At 69.2% G+C, this 22873-nt stretch carries 21 protein-coding genes and 3 tRNA genes; 15 read left to right on the top strand and 9 right to left on the bottom strand.

From position 1 onward, the window contains the following. Positions 1-66: 66 nt before the first annotated feature. Positions 67-1095, bottom strand: coding sequence for a septation protein SepH (gene sepH, locus BLS25_RS07455; protein WP_074694960.1), 1029 nt, complete (start codon positions 1093-1095; stop codon positions 67-69). Between the two features lie 221 nt (positions 1096-1316). Here sepH and BLS25_RS07450 point away from each other — a divergent pair, with 221 nt between their 5' ends. After that, positions 1317-1610 (top strand): DUF4193 domain-containing protein, encoded by a 294-nt coding sequence (locus BLS25_RS07450; protein ID WP_056231545.1) that lies wholly within the window; start codon positions 1317-1319, stop codon positions 1608-1610. Here BLS25_RS07450 and BLS25_RS07445 read toward each other — a convergent pair. Then, on the bottom strand, positions 1585-2076 hold the full coding sequence (locus tag BLS25_RS07445) for a DUF3093 domain-containing protein (RefSeq protein WP_056231549.1): 492 nt from the start codon (positions 2074-2076) through the stop codon (positions 1585-1587). The genes BLS25_RS07450 and BLS25_RS07445 overlap by 26 nt on opposite strands. A gap of 12 nt (positions 2077-2088) precedes the next feature. Between BLS25_RS07445 and dut the strand changes: the two genes are divergently transcribed. The 5 genes from dut to dxs all read left to right on the top strand — a co-directional run bounded on the left by dut (position 2089) and on the right by dxs (position 9018). Beyond that, entirely contained in the window at positions 2089-2544 is a 456-nt protein-coding gene (gene dut / locus BLS25_RS07440; RefSeq protein ID WP_056231552.1) for a dUTP diphosphatase, read from the top strand. Continuing rightward, the gene (locus BLS25_RS07435) at positions 2541-3176 is read left to right on the top strand and encodes a DUF3710 domain-containing protein (RefSeq protein ID WP_056231555.1); all 636 of its coding nucleotides are present in this window, start codon (positions 2541-2543) and stop codon (positions 3174-3176) included. Before dut ends, BLS25_RS07435 begins: the two co-directional genes overlap by 4 nt. Further along, positions 3173-3928 carry a DUF3159 domain-containing protein gene (locus BLS25_RS07430; RefSeq protein ID WP_074694959.1) on the top strand — a complete coding sequence of 252 codons (756 nt, stop codon included), beginning with the start codon at positions 3173-3175 and terminating at the stop codon, positions 3926-3928. Before BLS25_RS07435 ends, BLS25_RS07430 begins: the two co-directional genes overlap by 4 nt. A 133-nt stretch (positions 3929-4061) precedes the next feature. After that, positions 4062-6902 (top strand): aconitate hydratase AcnA, encoded by a 2841-nt coding sequence (gene acnA, locus BLS25_RS07425; RefSeq protein ID WP_074694958.1) that lies wholly within the window; start codon positions 4062-4064, stop codon positions 6900-6902. A 166-nt stretch (positions 6903-7068) separates the two neighbouring features. Continuing rightward, entirely contained in the window at positions 7069-9018 is a 1950-nt protein-coding gene (gene dxs, locus BLS25_RS07420; RefSeq protein WP_074694957.1) for a 1-deoxy-D-xylulose-5-phosphate synthase, read from the top strand. A 58-nt stretch (positions 9019-9076) separates the two neighbouring features. Here dxs and BLS25_RS07415 read toward each other — a convergent pair whose 3' ends face one another. From BLS25_RS07415 to BLS25_RS07400, 4 genes are all read right to left on the bottom strand, one after another. After that, a complete protein-coding gene (locus BLS25_RS07415) occupies positions 9077-11215 on the bottom strand; it encodes a 3-hydroxyacyl-CoA dehydrogenase NAD-binding domain-containing protein (protein WP_056231575.1) in 2139 nt (712 codons plus the stop codon). Next, positions 11212-12420 carry a thiolase family protein gene (locus BLS25_RS07410; RefSeq protein WP_074694956.1) on the bottom strand — a complete coding sequence of 403 codons (1209 nt, stop codon included), beginning with the start codon at positions 12418-12420 and terminating at the stop codon, positions 11212-11214. The genes BLS25_RS07415 and BLS25_RS07410 overlap by 4 nt, the downstream gene beginning before the upstream one ends. Before the next feature lie 71 nt (positions 12421-12491). After that, entirely contained in the window at positions 12492-13688 is a 1197-nt protein-coding gene (locus BLS25_RS07405) for a ribonuclease D (RefSeq protein WP_056231585.1), read from the bottom strand. After that, positions 13681-14271: a DUF3000 domain-containing protein gene (locus BLS25_RS07400; protein ID WP_056232378.1), complete on the bottom strand. Its 591-nt coding sequence runs from the start codon at positions 14269-14271 to the stop codon at positions 13681-13683. Before BLS25_RS07400 ends, BLS25_RS07405 begins: the two co-directional genes overlap by 8 nt. Positions 14272-14296: 25 nt before the next feature. Here BLS25_RS07400 and BLS25_RS07395 point away from each other — a divergent pair, with 25 nt between their 5' ends. Next, on the top strand, positions 14297-15502 hold the full coding sequence (locus tag BLS25_RS07395; RefSeq protein ID WP_074694955.1) for an alpha/beta hydrolase family protein: 1206 nt from the start codon (positions 14297-14299) through the stop codon (positions 15500-15502). Between the two features lie 34 nt (positions 15503-15536). Here the strand turns inward: BLS25_RS07395 and BLS25_RS07390 are convergent, their stop codons facing one another. Together BLS25_RS07390 and BLS25_RS07385 are read right to left on the bottom strand one after the other, a co-directional pair. After that, positions 15537-15977 carry a SufE family protein gene (locus BLS25_RS07390; protein ID WP_074694954.1) on the bottom strand — a complete coding sequence of 147 codons (441 nt, stop codon included), beginning with the start codon at positions 15975-15977 and terminating at the stop codon, positions 15537-15539. 34 nt (positions 15978-16011) lie between these two features. Then, the gene (locus BLS25_RS07385; RefSeq protein ID WP_056231601.1) at positions 16012-16914 is read right to left on the bottom strand and encodes a sulfurtransferase; all 903 of its coding nucleotides are present in this window, start codon (positions 16912-16914) and stop codon (positions 16012-16014) included. Positions 16915-17032: 118 nt separating this feature from the next. On the opposite strand from BLS25_RS07385, the gene zapE reads away from it, so the two are divergent. The 6 genes from zapE (at position 17033) to BLS25_RS07355 (ending at position 22182) form a co-directional block, all read left to right on the top strand. Further along, positions 17033-18070, top strand: coding sequence for a cell division protein ZapE (gene zapE, locus BLS25_RS07380; protein ID WP_056231604.1), 1038 nt, complete (start codon positions 17033-17035; stop codon positions 18068-18070). A 165-nt stretch (positions 18071-18235) separates the two neighbouring features. Beyond that, a complete protein-coding gene (locus BLS25_RS07375) occupies positions 18236-19510 on the top strand; it encodes an ammonium transporter (protein WP_056231608.1) in 1275 nt (424 codons plus the stop codon). A gap of 73 nt (positions 19511-19583) precedes the next feature. After that, positions 19584-20108, top strand: coding sequence for a type II toxin-antitoxin system PemK/MazF family toxin (locus BLS25_RS07370; RefSeq protein ID WP_081349731.1), 525 nt, complete (start codon positions 19584-19586; stop codon positions 20106-20108). A gap of 127 nt (positions 20109-20235) precedes the next feature. Further along, positions 20236-20616 (top strand): YbaB/EbfC family nucleoid-associated protein, encoded by a 381-nt coding sequence (locus tag BLS25_RS07365; protein WP_056231611.1) that lies wholly within the window; start codon positions 20236-20238, stop codon positions 20614-20616. Beyond that, entirely contained in the window at positions 20606-20926 is a 321-nt protein-coding gene (locus BLS25_RS07360) for a type VII secretion target (protein WP_056231614.1), read from the top strand. The genes BLS25_RS07365 and BLS25_RS07360 overlap by 11 nt, the downstream gene beginning before the upstream one ends. Next, positions 20926-22182 carry a hypothetical protein gene (locus BLS25_RS07355; RefSeq protein WP_074694953.1) on the top strand — a complete coding sequence of 419 codons (1257 nt, stop codon included), beginning with the start codon at positions 20926-20928 and terminating at the stop codon, positions 22180-22182. The genes BLS25_RS07360 and BLS25_RS07355 overlap by 1 nt, the downstream gene beginning before the upstream one ends. Before the next feature lie 229 nt (positions 22183-22411). Here BLS25_RS07355 and BLS25_RS07350 read toward each other — a convergent pair. Continuing rightward, a tRNA-Val gene (locus BLS25_RS07350) sits at positions 22412-22484 on the bottom strand. 152 nt (positions 22485-22636) lie between these two features. On the opposite strand from BLS25_RS07350, the gene BLS25_RS07345 reads away from it, so the two are divergent. Both BLS25_RS07345 and BLS25_RS07340 read left to right on the top strand, forming a co-directional pair. Continuing rightward, positions 22637-22709: transfer RNA gene (locus tag BLS25_RS07345), tRNA-Gly, on the top strand. Positions 22710-22775: 66 nt separating this feature from the next. Then, positions 22776-22846 (top strand) — tRNA-Cys (locus BLS25_RS07340). Positions 22847-22873: the final 27 nt, after the last annotated feature.

Below are 22873 nucleotides of genomic sequence, written 5' to 3'. Positions count from 1 at the left end.
GCCGGCATCCGGCCCCCTCACTCCGAAGGGGCGTCTGCGGCGCCGTGAGCCGGGGGAGGACCCGCGTCAGCTCTCGTCGGAGCGGGCCCCGAAGACGATCTCGTCCCACGAGGGCATCGACGGACGTCCCTTCGTCCGGCGGCCGTTGTCGGACGAAGGTCGCTCGGGTTCGCCCGCGGACTCGTCAACATCGTCGGCGTACCCCGGCTCGACGGCGTCGAACAGGGCCACGGGGGCGCTCGACGAGGGGCGCGGCTCGGGCTCGATCTCGGTCGCGCCGGGCAGAGGTTCGCGCTGTCCGCGTCGACGACGCAATGCCTCGAGCAGATCGGCGGTCTCGGCCGAGGTGACGGGGGCATCGGGCGCTCGCTTGATCGCCGCAGCCTGAACGGCCGGGGCGACGGGACCGGTCGCCTCGACGCCCGGCTCGTCGTCGATGTCGATGCGGCGGGGCCCGAAGGCTCCGCTGTCGAACCGCGAGTCGTCCTTCGAGACGTTGTCGAGAGCGCGCAGACGGGGGATCAGCCCCTCGGGGAGCGATCCCTGCCGCGACAACTGGATCGCGTCGGCGTTCTGCGGCGAGAGGATGCTGCGGCGCGGGTCGAAGCTCCAGCGCGCGTCGTGGTCGATGCCGTTGGCGGTGAACTCGAGCTTGACGGACCAGCCCGACGACTCCTTCCAACTCGTCCATCGCTCGGCGGAGGCACCGGCCTCGGCGAGCTTCGCCCGGACGGCCGCACCGAAGGTGATGGGGGAGTCGTGCTCGAGAGTGCCACCCAGCAGGACCGGGACGGCCAGCGCCTGGGCGACGACGTGCTCGCGCTCCGCGAGCACGGGTCCCTCGAAACGCTCGACGTCTTCGACGCGGGCGTTCAGCAGCGTCGCCACCTCGCGCGCCGACAGGCCGGCGCGGATGTGCGCCTGGATCTCTCGGGGGCTCGGGCGCGGGGCGCGGTCGTCGTCCTCACGGTCCCGACGCGCACGGCGCGCCTCAGCGCGCAGCACCTCATCGAGCGCGAGGGCGAAGCGTTCGCCCGCCTGCGTCGCCACGACGAGGACGTCATCTTCGGTTCCGATGACTTTGAGCTGTTCCATACGAAACACCCCTCCGATCTGCGGTCAGCGTTCATGCTGACACGCTCACGGTCCGCATCCGGGAATATCGCGGGCGCGCCGCGAGTTTCCCGTCAGGCCTGACACGCACGCCCGTCTCGGAGCATTTGCTTATCGAGGACGGGTCATGCAAACTATGGCCGCCCGATCGGGCACCCGATGGGGCACAGCACCACGAAAACCGGAAGTAGAGACCTGCACGCATGGCAACCGATTACGACGCACCGCGCAAGACCGAGGACGACAGCGAGTCGATCGAGGCCCTCAAGGAGCGCGTGCCTGACAAGGCGTCGGGGTCGATCGACAACGAGGATGCCGATAACCCCTCGGGCTTCGAACTGCCCGGCGCCGACCTTTCCGACATCGAGCTCGATGTCGTCGTGCTTCCCCCTCAGGAAGACGAGTTCACCTGCATGAACTGCTTCCTCGTGAAGCACCGTTCGCAGATCGCCGAAGAGAGCGGCCCCGGCTTCATCTGCCTGGAGTGCGCAGCCTGACCTGAGCGCGCTGGATCGCCGCCACCAGGCGGTCCGGCGTGCGGGTGGACACCACCCACGACGGAGTCGGATCATCGGGATCGATCACGGGAACCGTGACGATCCCGTCGATCCCGCCCCGGATGACATGCCACGCCCGGTGGTCGAGACCACTCCCACGGGCGGTACGCGCTTCTTCGGCGATGACGCCGGTGGGAACGCCCAGAAGATCGACCGGGATGTGCGCCCGTCCCGCTCGGAACTCCCCGTCACGGATCTCGATGACCGGTGCGAGCGCGAGAAGGCCCGTCACGATCGCCACCGACACGAGCAGCCCGATGAAAAGGGCCAAGGTCGTGTCGAGCGGGGAGAAGACGACGGCCGCCATGGGGCCGCACACGGCTGCGGCGACCAACGCCCACAGCGACGGGCTCAGACGCTCTCGATACTCGGCTGCGGTGCGGATGCCGCACCCCCTCTTCTGCATTACCCTCGTGGGGTGACCGAAACGGTGGACGTCCTCATTGTCGCATCCGAGCCTCCGGTCTTCGCCCACCCCGGCGACGCCGGAGCCGACCTGACCGCCGCCGAGGCGGTACGCCTGGAGCCTGGGCGACGCGCTCTCGTCTCGACGGGTGTGCGCATCGCACTTCCCGAGGGATACGCCGCGTTCGTCGTGCCGCGCAGCGGCTTGGCCGCCAAACACGGCATCACGATCGTGAACGCGCCCGGCACGATCGACGCCGGGTACCGCGGCGAGATCAAGGTCGCCCTGTTGAACACCGACCTCGACGAGGCCTATGACATCGCGGTCGGAGACCGCATCGCCCAGCTCATCGTGATGCCCGTCCCGGCCGTGCGCTTCGTCCCCGTCGACGAACTGCCCGACAGCGTGCGCGGTCAAGGCGGCTTCGGATCGAGCGGATACCAGACTCTGCAAGGGAGCACCCGATGACCGACGACGAGTCGCAGACCACGCCCGACACCGCCGACCAGCCCGGAAACGAAGCGGTGCAGGCGCTCAAGAGCGCCCCCACCGATCGCGAGACCGCGGGTCCGTTCGACGAGGCCGAGGCGAACCCCGTCCGCCCCTACATCGACCTGGGTGGCATCAAGATCCTCCCGCGCGAGGGGCTGAACCTCCGCCTGGAGGTCGAGGAGCAGACCAAGCGCATCGTGGCCGTGGGCCTCGACTACGCCGACTCCACCCTGCAGGTGCAGCCCTTCGCCGCGCCGCGCTCGAGCGGCCTGTGGGAAGAGACGCGGGAGCAGATCCGCCAGCAGGTCAAGCAGCAGGGCGGCCGCGTCGAAGAGCGGGAGGGCCCGCTCGGTCCCGAGCTGCTCGCCGAGGTGCCCGTCATGGCCGGCGCGGACGGCGCCGCCAAGCGCCTCGCGCGTTTCGTGGGCGTCGACGGGCCCCGCTGGTTCCTGCGCGGGGTCGTCGGGGGAGCCGCGACCAGCGACGTCGAGGCAGCCGCCGCCGTCGAGGACCTCTTCCGCTCGATCGTCGTGGTCCGCGGATCGTCACCGATGCCGCCGCGCGACCTCATCCCCCTCCGGATGCCGTCGAGCCCCGGAACCGCATGAGCGACGACTCCGCACGCCCGGCGCGAGAAGACGACCGCGTCCCCCTCGACCCGCCGTCCGCGGCGGACAGCGTCAGCGCGGCTCTCGGCAACGCCGCGCGCCGCGCGGGGCTCGACCCTTCGAAGCACACCTCGACCGGGGCCGCCGTGTGGTCGGCGATGGGCGGGGTGCGCGGCATCCTGGAATCCGTCCTGCCCTCGCTCGCGTTCGTCGTGCTCTTCACCGTCACGATCGACCCCGAGACACGCCAGGGCAACCTGTGGGTGAGCCTCGGGGTGTCCGTCGGGCTCGCCGTCGTCTTCACCCTCGCGCGTCTGATCGCCAAGTCGCCCCCGAGCGCCGCGATCGGCGGACTCCTCGCGACCGCGGGCGCCGCCGTCCTGTCGCTGGTGACGGGCCGCGGGCAGGACAACTTCGTGCTGGGCTTCTTCACGAACGGCGCGTACGGAACGGCGTTCCTCGTCTCGGCCCTCATCGGCTGGCCGCTGATCGGTCTGGCCGCCGGGTATCTGCTCGGCGAGGGCACGCGCTGGCGCGCCGACAAGCGCAAGCGCCGCGCCTACACGTGGCTCTCGATCGCCTGGGCCGCCCTGTTCGTCGCACGACTCGCCGTGCAGCTGCCGCTGTACTTCGCGGGAGACGTGACCGCGCTCGGCACGCTCAAGATCGTCATGGGCCTGCCGCTGTTCGCCCCGATGCTGGCGGTGACGTGGCTCGTGGTGCGGGCTCTCCACCCTCGCCGAGAGTCCTGATAATATCTTGACATCAAGATAAATCCGCAGCTCCGAGCGGTTAGGTCGACCTTCCTGGAATCGACCTCTCCGCGCGGGGAAGATGGAGAAATGCGGGCTGACGCCTGCGCATTCGCCGACGAAGGAGACGATCGTGTCCACGGTTGACAGCTTCGGTGCCAAGAGCACCCTGACGGTCGGCAGCACCGACTACGAGATCTTCCGCATCGACACGGTCGCCGGTCACGAGAAGCTCCCGTTCAGCCTCAAGGTGCTGCTCGAGAACCTTCTGCGCACCGAGGACGGCGCCAACGTCACCAAGGAGCAGATCGAGGCCCTCGGCTCGTGGGTCCCCACGGCCGACCCCGACACCGAGATCCAGTTCACGCCCGCTCGCGTGGTCATGCAGGACTTCACCGGTGTGCCCTGCATCGTCGACCTCGCCACCATGCGCGAGGCCGTGACCGCCCTGGGCGGCGACCCCAGCAAGATCAACCCGCTCTCGCCCGCCGAGATGGTCATCGACCACTCGGTCATCGCCGACCTGTTCGGCAGCGAGAACGCCCTCGAGCGCAACGTCGAGATCGAGTACGAGCGCAACGGCGAGCGGTACCAGTTCCTCCGCTGGGGCCAGACGGCCTTTGACGACTTCAAGGTCGTCCCCCCGGGAACGGGAATTGTGCACCAGGTCAACATCGAGCACCTCGCCAAGGTCATCTACGACCGCTCGGTCGACGGCGTGCTCCGCGCCTACCCCGACACCTGCGTCGGCACCGACTCGCACACCACGATGGTCAACGGCCTGGGCGTGCTCGGCTGGGGCGTCGGCGGCATCGAGGCCGAGGCCGCGATGCTCGGCCAGCCCGTGTCGATGCTGATCCCGCGCGTCGTCGGCTTCAAGCTCTCGGGCGAGATCCCCGCCGGCGTGACCGCGACCGACGTCGTCCTCACCATCACCGACATGCTGCGCAAGCACGGCGTCGTCGGCAAGTTCGTCGAGTTCTACGGCGAGGGCGTCGCCTCGGTGCCGCTGGCCAACCGCGCCACCATCGGCAACATGAGCCCCGAGTTCGGCTCGACCGCCGCGATGTTCCCCATCGACGACGTGACGCTCGACTACCTGCGCCTGACCGGCCGCGACGAGCAGACCGTCGCCCTGGTCGAGGCGTACGCCAAGGAGCAGAAGCTCTGGCACGACGCCGACCGCGAGCTCGTCTTCAGCGAGTACATGGAGCTCGACCTGTCGACGGTCGTCCCCTCGATCGCCGGTCCGAAACGCCCCCAGGACCGCATCCTGCTGTCCGAGGCCAAGAATCAGTTCGAGAAGGACATCCTCAACTACGCGGGCGCGTCGGTCTCCGACTCGATCGTCGACCTCGAGGTCGACGGGACCTTCCCCGCATCCGACCCGGGCTCGGTTCCCGGCGAAGAGCACGAGGACGTCACCGAGAGCGAGGTGCTGATCTCTTCGGGTCACCCCGCCAACGCGTCGAACCCCGTCAAGGTCACCACCCCCGACGGCCAGTCGTACCTGCTCGACAACGGCGCGGTCACGCTCGCGGCCATCACCTCATGCACGAACACCTCGAACCCCTCGGTCATGATCGCGGCGGGCCTGCTCGCCAAGAACGCCGTCGACAAGGGCCTCAAGCGCAAGCCGTGGGTCAAGACGACGCTCGGCCCCGGCTCGAAGGTCGTCACCGACTACTACGAGAAGTCCGGCCTCGACAAGGCGCTCGAGGGTCTCGACTTCTACACCGTCGGCTACGGCTGCACCATCTGCATCGGCAACTCGGGACCCCTCATCGAAGAGGTCTCCGAGGCTATCAACGAGAACGACCTCGCCGTCACGGCCGTCCTCTCGGGTAACCGCAACTTCGAGGGGCGCATCAGCCCCGACGTGAAGATGAACTACCTCGCCTCGCCGCCGCTGGTCGTCGCCTACGCCCTCGCCGGCTCGATGAACTTCGACTTCGAGACCGACGCCCTGGGCACGGACCAGAACGGCGACGACGTCTTCCTGAAGGACATCTGGCCGGCCCCCGACCAGGTGCAGACGATCATCGACGCCTCGATCTCGCGCGAGCAGTTCATCCAGCAGTACGCCACCGTCTTCGAGGGCGACGAGCGCTGGAAGAACCTGCCCACCCCGACCGGCCCGATCTTCGAGTGGGATGCCGACTCGACGTACGTCCGCAAGGCCCCGTACTTCGACGGCATGACCATGCAGCCCGATGCCGTGCGCGACATCACCGGCGCACGCGTCATGGCGACGCTGGGCGACTCGGTCACGACCGACCACATCAGCCCGGCCGGAAACATCAAGGCGGGTACCCCCGCCGCGCAGTACCTGATGGAGCACGGCGTCGCGCAGAAGGACTTCAACTCCTACGGCTCGCGTCGCGGCAACCACGAGGTCATGATCCGCGGGACGTTCGCCAACATCCGCCTCAAGAACGAGCTCACGGCAGCGGTCAACGACGGCACGGTCGTCGAGGGCGGCTACACCCGCGACTTCACCCAGGAGGGCGGCCCGCAGTCGTACATCTTCGACGCGAGCCAGAACTACCAGGCGCAGGGCACCCCGCTCGTCATCTTCGGCGGCAAGGAGTACGGCTCCGGCTCGTCGCGCGACTGGGCGGCGAAGGGCACCAACCTGCTGGGCGTCAAGGCCGTCATCACCGAGAGCTTCGAGCGCATCCACCGCTCGAACCTGATCGGCATGGGCGTCGTTCCGCTGCAGTTCCCCGCCGGCGAGAGCTGGAAGTCGCTGGGCCTCGACGGCACCGAGATCGTCTCGATCGAGGGCCTGGAGCAGCTCAACGAGGGCGTCACACCGAAGACCGTGAAGGTCACCGCCGAGCCGAGCGAGTTCTCGCCCGAGGGCAAGCAGGCCGTCACGTTCGACGCCGTGGTCCGCATCGACACCCCCGGTGAGGCCGACTACTACCGCAACGGTGGCATCCTGCAGTACGTGCTGCGTTCGCTGGTCTGACCCGCTTCATCGATGTGCCCCGGGAGCCTCGCGCTCCCGGGGCACATCGCGTTCGCAGACAGTACACGGCCCCGGCGCGCAACCCGTTGCCGGGCCTCTCGCACCCTCGGAGACTAGAATCGACCCGTACGCGCGGCCCCCGCGCGAATCGCACGAGAGGAGTCTCATGGCTCTCCTACCCGGCATTCACGGCCCCCGTGACCTCGACGGACTGAACCCCGACCAGCTACGACAGCTGGCCGCGGAGGTCCGTTCGTTCCTCGTCGAGAACGTCGCCCGCACCGGCGGGCACCTCGGTCCGAACCTCGGCGTCGTCGAGCTGACGATCGCCCTGCACAAGGTCTTCGATTCACCGTCCGACCCGATCATCTTCGACACCGGGCACCAGTCCTACGTGCACAAGATGCTCACCGGTCGGCAGGACTTCTCGGCTCTCCGCTCGCGCGGCGGCCTCGCGGGCTACCCGCAGCGTTCCGAGAGCGAGCACGACGTCGTCGAGTCCTCGCACGCGTCGAGCTCGTTGAGCTGGGCGGACGGCGTGTCGCGCGCGTTCAGCCGCACCGGTCGTCGAGACCGTCATGTGATCGCCGTCGTGGGCGACGGCGCCCTCACCGGCGGCATGACCTGGGAGGCCCTCAACAACATCAGCGACGACAACGAGCGCAACCTCGTGATCGTCGTCAACGACAACGGCCGGTCCTACGCCCCGACCATCGGGGGCATGGCGCGCTACCTCAACCGCGTGCGCACCAACGACGCCTACCGGACGCTGCACCGCGGCTCCGACACGCTCTTCCGTCGCCTGGGCCCCGCGGCGCGTGCCGTGTATCGCGGCGTCCGCGGCGGCACCCACGGCTTCCTGTCGCGCTTCACCAACAACGAGGCGCTGTACAGCAACCTCGACATCAAGTACCTCGGTCCCATCGACGGCCACGACTTCGAGTCACTCATCGAGACCCTCGAGCTCGCGAAGTCGTACGGTGCTCCGGTCATCGTGCATGCCATCACCGACAAGGGCAGCGGCTACGCCCCGGCGATGAGCGACGAGGCCGACCAGTTCCACGCGGTGGGCAAGATCGATCCGATCACGGGCGAAGCCCTGGGCTCGGGCGGCGGTCTGCAGTGGACCGACATCTTCGCCGAAGAGCTCGTGAGGGTCGGCACCGAGCGCCAGGACATCATCGCGATGACCGCGGCCATGCTCCGCCCCACGGGTCTGCAGCACTTCGCCGAGAGATTCCCCGAGCGCGTGTACGACGTCGGCATCGCGGAGCAGCACGCCGTGGCATCCGCCGCCGGTCTGGCCTTCGGCGGCCTCCACCCGGTCGTCGCCATCTACGCGACGTTCATGAACCGCGCGTTCGACCAGGTCATGATGGACGTCGCCCTGCACAAGGCCGGCGTCACGTTCGTGCTCGATCGCGCCGGCGTCACCGGCCCCGACGGCCCGAGTCATCACGGCATCTGGGATCTGGCCATGCTGCAGCTGGTCCCCGGCATCCGCATCGCCGCCCCGCGAGACGCCGCGCGCCTGCGCGAGGTGTTCCGCGAGGCCACCGCGGTCGAAGACGCGCCCACCGTGGTGCGTTACCCCAAGGGCAAGGTCAACGACGACGTCGAGGCGATCGAGCGCCTCCACGACGGCGTCGATGTGCTGAGCCGCGGCTCGAGCGAAGACGTGCTGCTGGTCGGCATCGGTCCGATGGTGCACCTCGCCCTCGAGGTCGCCGAGCGTCTCAAGGCGCAGGGCATCGGCGCGACGGTCATCGACCCGCGCTGGGCGATCCCGGTGCAGCCCTCGATCGTCGAGTTGGCGCGCGAGCACCGTCTCGTGATCACGATCGAAGACGGCATCCGCGTCGGCGGCGTCGGCACGCGCGTGCGGCAGGTGCTGCGCGAGGCGGGCGTCGACACGGCCGTCGACGAGCTCGGCATCCCCGACGAGTTCATCGACCACGCGACGCGCGAGCAGATTCTCGAGGATGCCGGCCTGACGGCCTCGAAGATCGCACACGACGTGGTCGCCCAGGTGCTGGGCACGCGCATCCCCATGGCGCGTCAGACGCCGACCGGCTCGATCCCCACGATCGAGGAGTGGGAGAAGTCGCGCCCGTAGACCCGCACGAATTACAACGGCGCCGCCCCTCGGGACGGCGCCGCTGTCGTATCCGGGGTCAGGCCCCGATGCCTCGGATGGGCGGGTGGTGGAACGTGTCGCCGAAGGCGCGCTCCGACGCCCCCTCGCGGTCGAGGTAGGGCGAGGCGCCACCATCGATGAAGGGCCAGCCGGCGCCGAGGATGAGGCACAGGTCGATGTCCTGCACCTCGGGGACCACGCCCTCGTCGAGCATGATCTTGATCTCCTGTGCGAGGCCGTCCTGTACGCGGGCGAGGATCGTCTCAGGCGCAACGGGCGTCTTGCCGGTGACGAGAACCTTCTGCGCGGCCTTCGTCCAGCCGGTCACGCGGCCGCCCTTGTCCTTCTCGACGACCTCGGGGAGCGCGGCGAGCTCGTGGAAGTTCTCCGAGGCGAAGAACCGGTCGGGGAACGCGTGCGCCATCGTGTCCTGCACGTGCGCGGCGACCTTCCAGCCGACGAGGTCGATGAGCTGGAACGGCCCCATCGGCAGGCCGAGGGGCGCGAACGCCTTCTCGACCACCATGATCGGCGTTCCCTCGTAGACCGCGCGAGCGGCTTCGCCCATGACCTTCGCCAGTAGGCGGTTCACCACGAAGCCGGGTGCGTCCGCGGTGAGCACGGCGTTCTTGCCGAGACCCTTCGCGACGACGAAAGCCGTCGACAGTGCAGCGTCGGAGGTGGCATCCGTCTTCACGACCTCGATGAGCGGCATGACCGCGACGGGGTTGAAGAAGTGGAAGCCCACCAGGCGCTCCGGGTTCTGCAGCACCGAGCCGATCTCGGCGACCGAGAGCGACGAGGTGTTCGTGGCGAGGATGGCGTCGTCGGCGACGATCTTCTCGATGGCCGAGAACACCTCCTGCTTGACGCCCACCTCTTCGAACACGGCCTCGATGACGAAGTCGCAGTCGGCGAACTCAGACCGGTCGGTCGTGCCGTGCACGAGCGCACGCAGCTGGTTGGCGGTGTCGCCGTCCAGGCGGCCCTTGGCCTCCAGCTTGCCGATCTCGTCTCGAATGGATGCCACGCCCTTGTCGACCCGCCCCTGATCGAGGTCGGTGATGATCACGGGCACCCGCAGCTTGCGCACGAACAGCAACGCGAACTGCGAGGCCATGAGGCCCGCGCCGATGACGCCGACCTTGGTGACCTTCTTCGCGAGAGCCTTGTCGGGGGCCCCGACCGGACGCTTGGCGCGCTTCTGCACGAGGTCGAAGGCGTACATGGATGCCGCGAACTGGTCGCCCGTGATGAGCTCGGCCAGCGCCTCGTCTTCGCGCGCGAAGCCCTCGGCCTTGGTGCCGCCCTTCGCCTTGTCGAGCAGGTCGAGCGCGACGTAGGGGGAGCGGGGCACGGTGCCGATCTTCGACTCGAGCATGCCGCGGGCCATCTTGATGGCGATGGGCCACTTGGTGAGGCGCTCGAGCTTGCCCGGCTCGTTCTTGCGCTCGACGCGCACCCGACCGGTGAGCACGCCATCGGCCCACCGCAGCGAGTCCTCGAGGTAGCTGGCCGCCGGGAAGATGGCATCCATAATCCCGAGATCGAAGGCCTGCTGCGGCTTGAGCATGCGGTTCTGCTTGAGCGGGTTCGAGATGACGACCTCGAGCGCGTTCTCGATGCCGATGAGGTTCGGCAGCAGGTAGGCGCCTCCCCAGCCGGGAATGATCCCGAGGAACACCTCGGGCAGCGCGATCGCCGCGGCGGAGGAGTCGACCGTGCGATAGGTCGAGTTGAGCGCGATCTCGAGACCGCCGCCGAGGGCGAGGCCGTTGACGAACGCGAACGAGGGGACGCCGAGCTCCGACAGCGACCCGATCACCTGGTGTCCGCGCTGTGCGATGAGGCGCGCGACATCTTTCGAGGGCAGCTTCGCCACGTCGGACAGGTCGGCGCCCGCCGCCAGGATGTACTGCTTGCCGGTGATCGCGACGGCGTGGATCTCGCCGGCGTCGGCGCGCTTCTTGAGCGTCTCGAGCGTCTGCCCGAGCTCGGCGAGGGTCGCAGGTCCCAGCGTGTTGGGCCGGGTGTGGTCGCGACCGTTGTCGAGGGTGATCAGCGCGAGCACGTTGCCCGAGGGCAGACGCACGTCGCGGACGGGGGAGTGGGTCACCACCTCGTCGCCGGTGAGGGCGTCGAGGGGCGTGAAGTCGATCGAGGTGTAGTTGCTCACGTGCGCTTCTTCTTTCCGTCGAAGAACGGGTTCTCCCAGATGACCGAGCCGCCCTGACCCAGGCCCACGCACATGGCGGTGAGGCCGTAGCGCACGTCGGGTCGCTCGGCGAACTGCGCCGCCAGCTGGATCATGAGACGCACTCCGGATGCCGCGAGCGGGTGGCCCAGGGCGATGGCGCCACCCCAGGGGTTCACGCGCGGGTCGTCGTCGGCGATGCCGAAGTGGTCGAGCAGCGAGATCACCTGGATGGCGAAGGCCTCGTTGAGCTCGAACAGACCGATGTCGTCGATCGTGAGGCCGGCCTTCTTGAGGGCCTTCTCGGTCGAGGGGATCGGGCCGATGCCCATGATCTCGGGCTCGACGCCGGCGAAGGCGAACGACACCATACGCATCTTGGGCGCGAGGCCGAACTCCTTCACGGCGCCGGCTCCGGCGAGCAGGCTGATGGTCGCACCGTCCGTGAGGGGCGACGACGTACCGGCCGTGACGCGCCCGTGGGGGCGGAACGGCGTCTTGAGCGTCGCGAGGCCCTCGACGGTGGTCTCGGGGCGGCGCCCCTCGTCCTCCGTGGCGAGACCCCACGCGCCCTCGGCGTCCTTGACGGCGACCGAGACCAGGTCGGGCTGGATCTTGCCCGCCTCGTAGGCGGCCTGCACCTTGTGCTGGCTGGCGGCGCCGAAGCGGTCGGCGCGCTCCTTCGTCAGGTGCGGGAAGCGGTCGTGGATGCGTTCGGCGGTGACGCCCATGTTGAGCGCGCCCGGGTCGACGAGCTTCTCGGCCACGAAGCGCGGGTTGGGGTCGACGTTTCCGCCGATGGGGTGGCGTCCCATGTGCTCGACGCCGCCGGCGAGGGCGATGTCGTACATGCCGACGCCGATCGAGGCGCCCATCGTCGTGACGCTCGTCATGGCGCCCGCGCACATGCGCTCGATCGCCAGGCCCGGCACCGTCATCGGCAGACCCGCGAGGATCGCCGCGGTGCGCCCGAGGGTCAGTCCCTGGTCACCGGTCTGCGAGGTCGCGGCGATCGCCACGTCGTCGATCCGGTCCTTGGGCACGTCGCCGTTGCGTTCCATCAACCCGATGATCGCCTTGACCACGAGGTCGTCGGCGCGGGTGTTCCAGTACATGCCTTTTTCGCCGGCGCGCCCGAAGGGGGTGCGCATTCCGTCGACGAAGAAGACGTCCGTCATCTCGGCCACTCTGCCTCCATAGTTTGGGATGACCCCAGCCTAGGAAGAGGCGAATCCGCCGCAGAATCGGTTGTCCGAACCTACGAATCCGTTCCGGACACGTCGTCATCGGCATTGAGGGAAGCTACAAAACTATCGGCGATCACCTGTGAGGTCCGGTCAATCTGCCACGGCCGCGCCCCCAGCTGCGCGAGAGCCTCCCCGATGGCCTCGGCGGTCGTCTCGGCGGGCGGCGCCCAGGCGAGACGACGCAGCGTCTCGGGCGTGAGAAGGTTCTCGGTCGGCATCCGGAGCTCTTCCGCCCGCGCCTCGACGGCCGGACGCGCCTTCTTCAGCCGGCGATCGGCCTCGGGATTGCGATCGGCCCACGCGCGCGGCGGAGGCAGCGTGTCGCTCGGGACGCGGTCCGCCGGCAGGTCCGTCGCCTCGCGTCCGGCGACGATCGCGTTCCACCAGCGATCGAGCTGCGTGCGGCTTGCCCGGCCGTTGAATTCCTTGACGCCCGCGAGAGCCTGTTTGCTCGCGGGATCGGCGAGGACGGCGGCCACCAGCGCGCGGTCGGGCACGAGACGCCCGGGGGCGACATCCTGCTCGCGGGCGTAGTCCTCGCGCGCCTGCCACAGCGAACGGGCGACGGCCAGCGACCGGCGACCGCGCACGCTGTGCAGGCCGCTCAGGCGCCGCCACGGGTCGTCACGAGGAGGCTTCGGCTCGCGATCGAGCACGGCCTGGAACTCCTGCCTCGCGATCTCGGTCTTGCCCTGCTCGGTGAGCTCGGCATCCAGCACGTCACGCACGTCGATCAGGTGCTCGACGTCGAGGGCCGCGTATTCGAGCCAGGATGCCGGCAGGGGGCGCGTCGACCAGTCCGCGGCCGAGTGGGCCTTGGCCAGGGTGATGCCCAGCGTCTGCTCGACGACGGCCCCGAGACCGACCCGCTCATGCCCGAGAAGGCGCGAGCCGAGCTCGGTGTCGAAGATGCGCGGCGGCTCGAGACCCCGCTCGCGCAACGACGGCAGGTCTTGGCTCGCGGCGTGGAACACCCATTCGACGTCGCCGATGGCGCGCTGCAAGGGCGAGAAGTCCTCGATCGTGGAGGGGTCGAAGAGGAAGACCCCGGCCTCGCGCCGGAACACCTGGATCAGGTACGCACGCTGCGAATACCGGAACCCCGAGGCACGCTCGACGTCGACCGCGACGGGACCGCTCCCCGCGGCCAGGGTCTCGCACGCGGCGAGGAACCCCGCGGCATCCTCGATGACGATGTACTCAACCACGCGTGGGCCTCCGGGCTCCGAGAACAGCGACGCCCTCCGACCCCGGGGGGAGGCCGGCGAGCATGCACACGAGCTCCGCCCACGCCTCGAGGTGCGGGCGGAAGGGACCGCGCGGCGACCATGACGCGCGAAGTTCGATCTGCGACCCCTCACCCTGGGCTGCCAGGGCGCCGAAGCCGGTGGAAAGGGTCTTGGTGGCGGTGCCCGACTCCGAGTGGCGCTGCGCCCCGCGCGAATCCAGCGCGTCGATCAGCCACGACCAGGCGACCTCGGCCAGCAGGGGGTCGACCCCGATCTCGGGTTCGAGAGGGGCCTGCGCGAAGCACACGATGCGCCACGCACCGCCCCACGGTTCGGGCTCTTCGGGGTCGTGGAGCAGGATGAACCGTCCCGTGCCGAAGGGGGAGTCGGTCGCGTGCTCCTCGGGGCGGACATCGCCGGCGAGAGCGAGCGAGAAAGGAGCCAAGCCCGAGGGCGAGGGGATCTGCCGGACGACCAGATCGTCGCGGAAAGCCGTGTCGCGCACCTCTTCGACGGCTCGCGCGAAGGGGCTGTCGGCCTCCGCCGGGCGCTGGTCACTCACGGCCACAGACTAGAGTGAGGCCTCGATGAACGCTCCCAGGCGCGCCGCGGGTCCTCGCGCATCGCAGCGCACGAACCCCGGCCTCCGCGTCACGCTCTCCGCTCTCGGCGTCGCCCTCGCGGCCTCCGCGACCGCTCTCGGGGCGGTCTCGCTGCGCGTCGCACGAACGGTCGTCCGTCCCGCCGGACGACGCCCCGACACGCGCATCGTGCGTCTGGACGCCGCCGCGCAGACCATCACGCTCGGGCGCTCTCCCGACACGGTGCTGCCCGGTCGTTACGGTCTCTTCACCGTCGGATCGGCCGACTACCTGCGGGTCGGCTCGATCGTCGGCGAGGACGAGGACACCGTCACCCGCAAACTCCTCACCCACGTACCCGCGGACGGAGACCTCGCCGCCGAGGCGGCCTTCAGCGGGTGGTACTTCGACAAGCCGGACGACCTGCTCCTGCCGTTTCAGTCGATCGACATCGACACCGGAGTGGGCGCATGCCCCGCGTGGGAGTTCCCCGCCCACGGCGACACCGACGTCTGGGTCATCCAGGTGCACGGCCGCGGCACGACCAGGTCCGAGACCCTGCGCGCCGTCCCCGTGTTCCACGCGCTCGGCATCTCGAGCCTTGTGGTCTCGTACCGCAACGACGGAGACGCCCCGCGCAGCCCGTCCGGCACCTACGCCCTCGGCGCGACCGAATGGCGCGACATCGACGCGGCGATCGGCTACGCCCGCCGTCACGGGGCTCGCCGCGTGCTGCTGATGGGCTGGTCGATGGGCGGAGCGTTGTCGCTGCAGGCCGCGCTCGAGTCGCCGCACGCCGACGTGATCGCCGGCCTCGTCCTGGATTCGCCGGTGGTCGACTGGCGGACGGTGCTGAACTTCCAGGGGCGCGCGATGCGCCTGCCCGCACCCGTCATCGCGCTCGCGGAACGCACGCTCGCCTCGAACTGGGGAGCCACGGCGCTACGCAGCGGCGAGCCCATCCCTCTCGACCGTCTCGACGGGGTCTCCCGGGCGGCCGAGCTGCGGCATCCTGTCCTCATCCTGCACAGCGACGACGACGGCTTCGTCCCCGCCGACGCCTCGCACGCGCTGGCGCAGGCGCGCCCCGACCTCGTCACGATGGAGACGTTCACGGTCGCCCGCCACACCAAGCTGTGGAACTACGACGAGACCCGGTGGACCTCCGCCATCCAGGAATGGATCCGCGGACAGGGCCTCGCGCGGGACTGATCCGGGATGCCGGGAACCCGGCAACCCGCGCGGCTCAGGCGTCGCGCTTCGCGCGCACCTGGCGTTTGGCGCGCATGAGCATCCCGGTCATGCCCGCGATGCGCAACGGACTCACGGCGCGCGTCAGACCGATGCTCTGCGGGAAGTCGTCGGGCACCGCGAGCACCTCGTCGGCGGACAGCCCCGTGAGCCCCTGCGACAGGATGCTCGCGAAGCCGCGCGTGGTCGGCGCCTCGGCGGGGGCCGTGGCGTGCATCGCGACCCGGTCGGCGTCGTCGACGGTGACGATGATGTACATCGGCGACTGGCACTCGACGACACGCTCACGCATCTCGGGGTGGTCGGCGTACTCCGCCGGAACCTCGGGCAGCTCCTGCGAGAACTCGAGCAGCAGCTGCAGGCGATCGGGCTCGTCGAGCTCGAGGAACTCGTCGCGGATCTCGGCGAGGCGGGCGGGGAGGGCGTTGTCGGACATCACCGTCATCCTCCCACGCCCGCGTCGACCGGGATCAGCGCGAGGGGACCTCGCCGGGCTCGGCACCCGCGACGATCGGCACGCGGACCGCGCTGCCCCACTCGGTCCACGAGCCGTCGTAGTTGCGGACGTCGTCGAAGCCCAGCAGGTGCTTGAGCACGAACCAGGTGTGGCTCGAGCGCTCACCGATGCGGCAGTACGCCACGATCTTGTCTCCGTCGGCCAGGCCGGCGCCGTCGCGGTAGATGGCATCCAGCTCTTCACGCGACTTGAACCCGCCGTCCTCGGCCACGGCCTTGCCCCACGGCACGCTCTGCGCGCTGGGGATGTGGCCGGCGCGGAGAGCGCCCTCTTCGGGGTAGGCCGGGGCGGTGGTGCGCTCGCCCGAGTACTCCTCGGGGGAGCGGACGTCGATCAGCGGGTTGCCGAGGTGGGCGAGCACGTCGTCCTTGTACGCGCGCAACACCGAGTCGTCGCGCTCGACGACCGGGTAGTCGGTGGGTTCGAGGACCGTCTTGTCGGTCGTGATCGGGCGGCCCTCGGCGATCCACTTGTCGCGGCCCCCGTCGAGCAGGCGCACGTCCTCGTGACCGAAGAGCGAGAAGACCCACAGGGCGTACGCCGCCCACCAGTTGTTCTTGTCGCCGTAGATCACGACGGTGTCGTCGCGCGAGATGCCCTTGCGGCTCAACAGCTCGGCGAATCCCGCGCCGTCCACGTAGTCACGGACGACGGGATCGTTGAGCTCGGTGTGCCAGTCGACCTTCACGGACCCGGGGATGTGCCCCGTCTCGTAGAGCAGAACGTCTTCGTCGGACTCCACGACCACGAGTCCCGGCTGCCCGAGACGCTCCTGGAGCCACTCGCCCGTGACGAGACGGCCGGGCTCGGCGTAGTCGGCGAACTTGGGGGACGTGGTGTCGAACTCGACGGTCACGGAGACTCCTCGGTCAAGGCGGTGGATGGCGCGGCATAGGGTGGACACCGCACCATCGACCCTAGATCCGCGGCATGGGGCACGCACCCTCCCCGTAAGACTTGGACACAGGACGGCCATGACCTCCACTCCCGCCACGACCGGCCTCATCCACCTCACCGAACGCGAGCCCGCCGTCTCGGGCGCCGACATGGTGAACGCCCTCGTTCCGCCTCCCCAGTTCGATGGAGCGACCTTCGAGTCGTACCGCGCCGACGACGCCTACCCCTCGCAGCAGGAGGCGAAGGAGCTGCTGCAGGAGTTCGCCGGTCGACAGGCGGCGCCGGCCAAGAAGGGCGGCTTCTTCCGCCGTGCCGAGAAGGTGGCCCCCGTCAAGCCGGGCGTCTACCTCGACGGCGGATTCGGCGTCGGAAAGACCCACCTCCTCGCGGCGATCTATCACGCGATGCCCGCCCGCCGGAAGTACTTCGGATCGTTCATCGAGTACACGGCCCTCGTGGGGGTCCTCGGCTACGCCAAGGCCGTCGAGCTGTTCCGCGGTTCGGACCTCCTCTGCATCGACGAGTTCGAACTCGACGACCCGGGCGACACGATGGTCATGACGCGCCTGCTCGGCGAGCTCGTGGCATCCGGAACCCGGCTCGCCGCGACCTCGAACACCCCGCCGAACGCGTTGGGCGAGGGGCGCTTCGCGGCGCAGGACTTCTTGCGCGAGATCCAGTCGATGGCCGACAGCTTCCGCACGATCCGCATCGACGGCACCGACTTCCGTCAGCGCGCGATCGACGGAGAAGCGAAGGTCCTGTCCGACGAGGGGTATCGACAGGCGATGGATGCCGCCGCCGGCGGCGCCGTGGCATCCGACGACTCCTTCCTCGACCTCGTCGGCCACCTCGCACGGGTCCACCCGTCGCGCTTCATCCGCCTGATCGACGGGGTCGATGTGATCGGCCTGCGCGACGTGCAGGTCCTACACGATCAGTCGGCCGCGCTGCGCCTGGTCGCGTTCGTCGACCGCGCCTACGACGCGCAGATCCCGATCCGGGCGACGGGCGTGCCCCTGAACACGGTGTTCAGCGAAGAGATGCTCGGCGGCGGATACCGCAAGAAGTACCTGCGCGCGGTCTCGCGACTCGTGGCGCTGACGCACTCCTGAGGCGAGTTCATCGCCGGTTCGCGGGCGCAGGAAACGCGATGTTTACCGGAGCGGCCCGCCTGTAACGCCCCCGAAACACGGGGCGAACGGCGGCGGAACCGAGGCTGTGGACACTGAGGGGACCCGACGCTTTACCTGCGTCCCTGCAGAGAGGTTCCCTCCGAGATGGATCAAGGCAACACCGCATTCATCCTGATAGCAGCGGCACTCGTGCTGCTCATGACGCCAGGACTCGCGTTCTTCTACGGCGGTCTCGTCAAGGCCAAGAGCGTCATCAGCATGATGATGATGAGCTTCGGCGCGATGGGCCTCATGGGCGTCCTGTGGGTGCTCTACGGCTACGCGATCGCGTTCCCCGCGACCGACGCCGGGGTCACCAACGCTCCGTGGCACATCGACGGCACCGACTTCGGCCTCGCCAACGTGCTCACCACCCCCGAGGGCGCCGCGTACCCGCCGCTCGCCTTCGTCGCCTTCCAGGCCACGTTCGCCATCATCACCGTCGCCCTCGTCTCGGGCGCGATCGCCGACCGCGCCAAGTTCGGCGCGTGGATGATCTTCGCCGGCATCTGGGCCACGGTCGTCTACTTCCCCGTGGCGAGCTGGGTCTTCAACTTCGGCCTCGCCGAGGACGGCACCTTCAGCTACGGCGGCTGGATCACGCACGGTCTGCAGGATGTGTTCGGCGTCGGCGCGATCGACTTCGCCGGTGGTACCGCGGTCCACATCAACGCCGGTGCGGCTGCCCTCGCTCTCGCCCTGGTGCTCGGGAAGCGCGTCGGGTTCCAGAAGGGCGCCCACGTCCCTCACAACCCGCCGTTCGTCCTCCTCGGTGCGGGTCTGCTGTGGTTCGGCTGGTTCGGCTTCAACGCCGGTTCCGAGCTCGCCGCCGACAACACCGCCGCCCTGGCCTTCGTCAACACGATCGCCGCTCCCGCCGCGGCCCTTCTGTCGTGGCTGATCGTCGAGAAGATCAAGGACGGCAAGCCCACCTCGGTCGGCGCCGCCTCCGGTGCCGTCGCGGGTCTCGTCGCGATCACCCCGGCCTGCGCCGCGCTGACGCCGATCTGGGCCATCGTGCTGGGCCTGCTCGCCGGCGCGATCTGCGCCCTCGCCATCGAGCTGAAGTTCAAGCTCGGCTTCGATGACTCGCTCGACGTGGTAGGCATCCACCTCGTCGGTGGTCTGCTCGGAACGCTCTACCTCGGCATCTTCGCCAACACGAGCGGCCTCATCTACAGTGGCTCGTTCAACCAGCTGATCGTCCAGGCCATCGCGGCCCTCGCGGTGCTGGTCTACTCGTTCGTGCTGGCCTTCATCATCGGCTTCGCGATCGAGAAGACGATCGGCTTCCGCGTGAAGAACGAGGACGAGATCGCCGGCATCGACACCGTCGTGCACGGCGAAGAGGGCTACGTCCTCTCCGACGTCCGCGCCTGATACCCGCCCGACCCCGAACGGGGCGTCGCCGATTCGTCGGCGGCGCCCCGTTCCGCGTGCCTAGGGTGTGGGTATGGGAACCGCTTCTCGTCTGCTGTCCGCCGTGCTGGGCATGTTCCGGTCGACGCCGGCGGCTCCGACCGTTCGTCGTTCCGCCCCCGTCACGCCGACCGCGCGCCCCTCGGCCCCGAGCGGGAGCGAGACCGTCGAGATCGATCCGCCGCGGCGGCTCACCCTGTCGTACGCGCCGAAACGCGACAACGCCCCCGACGGGGGCGAGATCGTCTGGACGTGGGTTCCCTACGAGGAGCGCGACGGGCGTGGAAAGGATCGGCCGGTCCTCGTCATCGGTCGAGCGGATGCCACCCGCTCCTACGCCGTGCGACTCACCAGCAAGCCGCACGACGGCGACCGGCAGTACCTGTCGCTGGGCACGGGGGAGTGGGATCCCCAGCGCCGTCCCTCGTGGATCGACATCGACCAGCTGTATCTGGTCCATGACGCGGGGATGCGCCGGGAGGCGGCGGCCCTGGACCGCGCGCGGTTCGACGCCGTCGCCGCCGCTCTCGCCGCGCGCTACGGGTGGTCGCGCGGCTGACTCTCTGCGTCCATCGCCGAACCGGACGAGGAACTGTTCGTGAGAGCTACGTGAGATTCCTCTCATCTACCGGGCTTTCTTGACGGGAACCGTTCGTTCTCGGCGCCCGGGTCGCTAAATTTCTGCCGTGCCGTTGGATCCGGAAGAGTCGTTCGCGCAGGTCGAAGCCGACGTTCGTCGTGCCGAGCTGCGCGCCGCGCAGATGCCGGCCTTCGAGGCGACGGTCGCTTCGGTGCGCGGGACCGGTCGCTCTCGTGGTCGCGACGTCATCGCCCAGGTGGACTCGGGCGGCCGGGTCGTCGATCTGCGGCTGAGCGAGGCAGCTCTGGCCCGCGGCGCGCAGCGGCTGTCCGCCGAGATCCTCTCGACCATCCGTCACGCCGAGGCCGACGCCCGCGAGAGTACTCTCCGCGCGGTGAGCGAGCTGCTCGGTGCCGACGATCCCATCGTCGCGCAGTTGCGCGACACCGAACCCGCCTCACCCGAGAGGACTCTTCATGGCCGATGACATCGCCGTCGACTTCGATCGACTCCGACAGCACGCCGCATTCGTCGATTCCCTCGTGGGAGACGTCGGATCGGCGCTCTCCGTCCTCCGCGGCGGAAACCTGCTCCCCGAAGCCTTCGGACTCCTGTGCGCTTTCCTCGTTCCCCCCGGACTCGCGCTGTCGGCAGCCGCCACCGGCCTGCTCGGCGAGGACCAATCACTGCTCATACGAACCGCCGGAGAGCTGCGGCAGACCGCCGACCAGTGGGAGCAGTTCGAGAGCGACACCATCGCGACCATCCGATCGCTCGAGTCTGCGATGGGGGTCTGATGAGCACCGCCGTCGCCCCCGGCACCACCTTCTCGGGGAGCCGCGTCATTGAGTCGGGTCGAGCCCTCGCCGACGCCGTCAAGAGCGGCAACTGGCTCGACGGAGGAATGGCCTTCCTCGACACCCTGGGTGATGCGGCCGCTGCCCTCACCGACCCCATCGGCACGTTGACCGCGTGTGGTCTCGGATGGGTGATGGAGCACCTCAAGCCCCTCAGCACCTGGCTCGACCAACTCGCCGGCAGCGCCTCCAACGTCGCCTCCGTCGCGTCGCAGTGGGTCTCCGCCGGGTCGTCGATGCGACAGGCGGGCGCCGACCTCACCCGCCGGTTGAGCGACCTCGAGGGCATGACCGGCGGCAGCATCACCGCCTACGTGCGGTTCGCCACCGACGCGGCGAAGCACCTCGGCGCGTCGGGCGAGTGGGCCGAGGCCGCGGCGAGCGGACTCACCTCCGCCTCCACCCTGGTGACGAAGATGCAGGGTGTCGTCAAGTCGGCGATCTCCAAGGTCGTCGCCACCGCGATCGAGGCCATGGCGGTCGTCGCCGCCTCGTTCGGTCTCGGCATGGGCTACGCCATCGCGCGCGTCGTGATGAAGGTCAACGAGATGGTGAACAAGGTCGTGCGGCCCCTGCGCGCCGTGCTCGGCTCGGTCAAGGCCCTCACGGGGCTCGTGCAGCAGCTTCGCGGCGTCTTCGACCGCACTTCGACCACGACCGCTGCGGCCCTGCAGAACAGCGCCCAGACCATCCGCATCGACTCGGGGACCGTCGTCGACGCATCGGACGCCACCCGCTACGGAAACAACGCGGCCCACGACCTCACCGTCAAGGGTCGGCGTGCCGACGGGGTCGTCTACCGCCCCTTCGCCGTTTCGGGCGAGCACGCCTCGGGGGACTTCCACCTCAGCAGCTCCGGAGGCCTATCCGGCGCCCCCACGCCCGATGGGGCGGTCATCGGCCAGGCCTCCCTCGGCGGGTCCGGCGGCGCGGGCGGCTCGCTCGGTGGGCTGACCGGGCTCGACGCGAAAATGTTCGCCGGCGTCCACAGCGGAAGCACCGGCGCCCTCATCGGAGGGACAACCGGGGGAGCGGCCATGGCCGCGACCTCGATGTCGGCCGCGCAGGGCACCGGCCCCGGTGGTCTGCGGCCCCCGATGACGGGGGCGGGTACTCAGCACGGAACGGGGGCCGGCAGCCGACAGAAGCTCGGTCAGCGCCGCCGCGATCTTCGCGTGGTCATCGAAGACGACTGACCCGCGATTCGACGACGCCCCGGCGTCCGGCCTCACGACGGCCGGGTGCCGGGGCGTTACCCCGTGGGGCGCGAATCGGCAGGGGCCGACGAGCGGTCGCCCCGACCGGCACGGGTCCACGGCCAGTTGGCCCGGGACGCCGAGCGGGCGGTGCTCCGACGAGCTGCGACCACGGGCGCCAGCCCGGGGAAGAAACAGAAAACCCCCGGAAGGACCGGGGGTGAAACTGTGGGCGATGCCGGACTCGAACCGACGACCTCTTCCGTGTGAAGGAAGCGCGCTACCAACTGCGCCAATCGCCCTCATCCCGAACGGGACTCATCGATCGTACCGGATGCCGAGAGATGCTTCGAACCACGAGGAGAGGACACGCGCGGGGCGCGCGCCGTTTTGCACCCGCGCTCAGATCGGGTAATGTCTTACGAGTGCTCGGGGCAAGCCCCGGGAACGAAATGCGGATGTAGCGCAGTTGGTAGCGCACAACCTTGCCAAGGTTGGGGTCGCGAGTTCGAGTCTCGTCATCCGCTCGAGTGGAGGGATCTCCGTCTGGGAAACCGACGGAGAATCACGACACGTGGGTCGAACCACATCACGGTGGCGTGGCCGAGCGGCTAGGCACCGGCCTGCAAAGCCGTTTACACGGGTTCGAATCCCGTCGCCACCTCAACTCATAAAAGAACAGCCTGTACAG

This window comes from Microbacterium testaceum StLB037, from assembly GCF_900104345.1.
GTDB classification, from domain to species: Bacteria; Actinomycetota; Actinomycetes; order Actinomycetales; family Microbacteriaceae; genus Microbacterium; species Microbacterium testaceum_A.
Note: the sequence above shows the minus strand (reverse complement) of the source record. Positions and strands in the feature narration are given on the sequence as shown.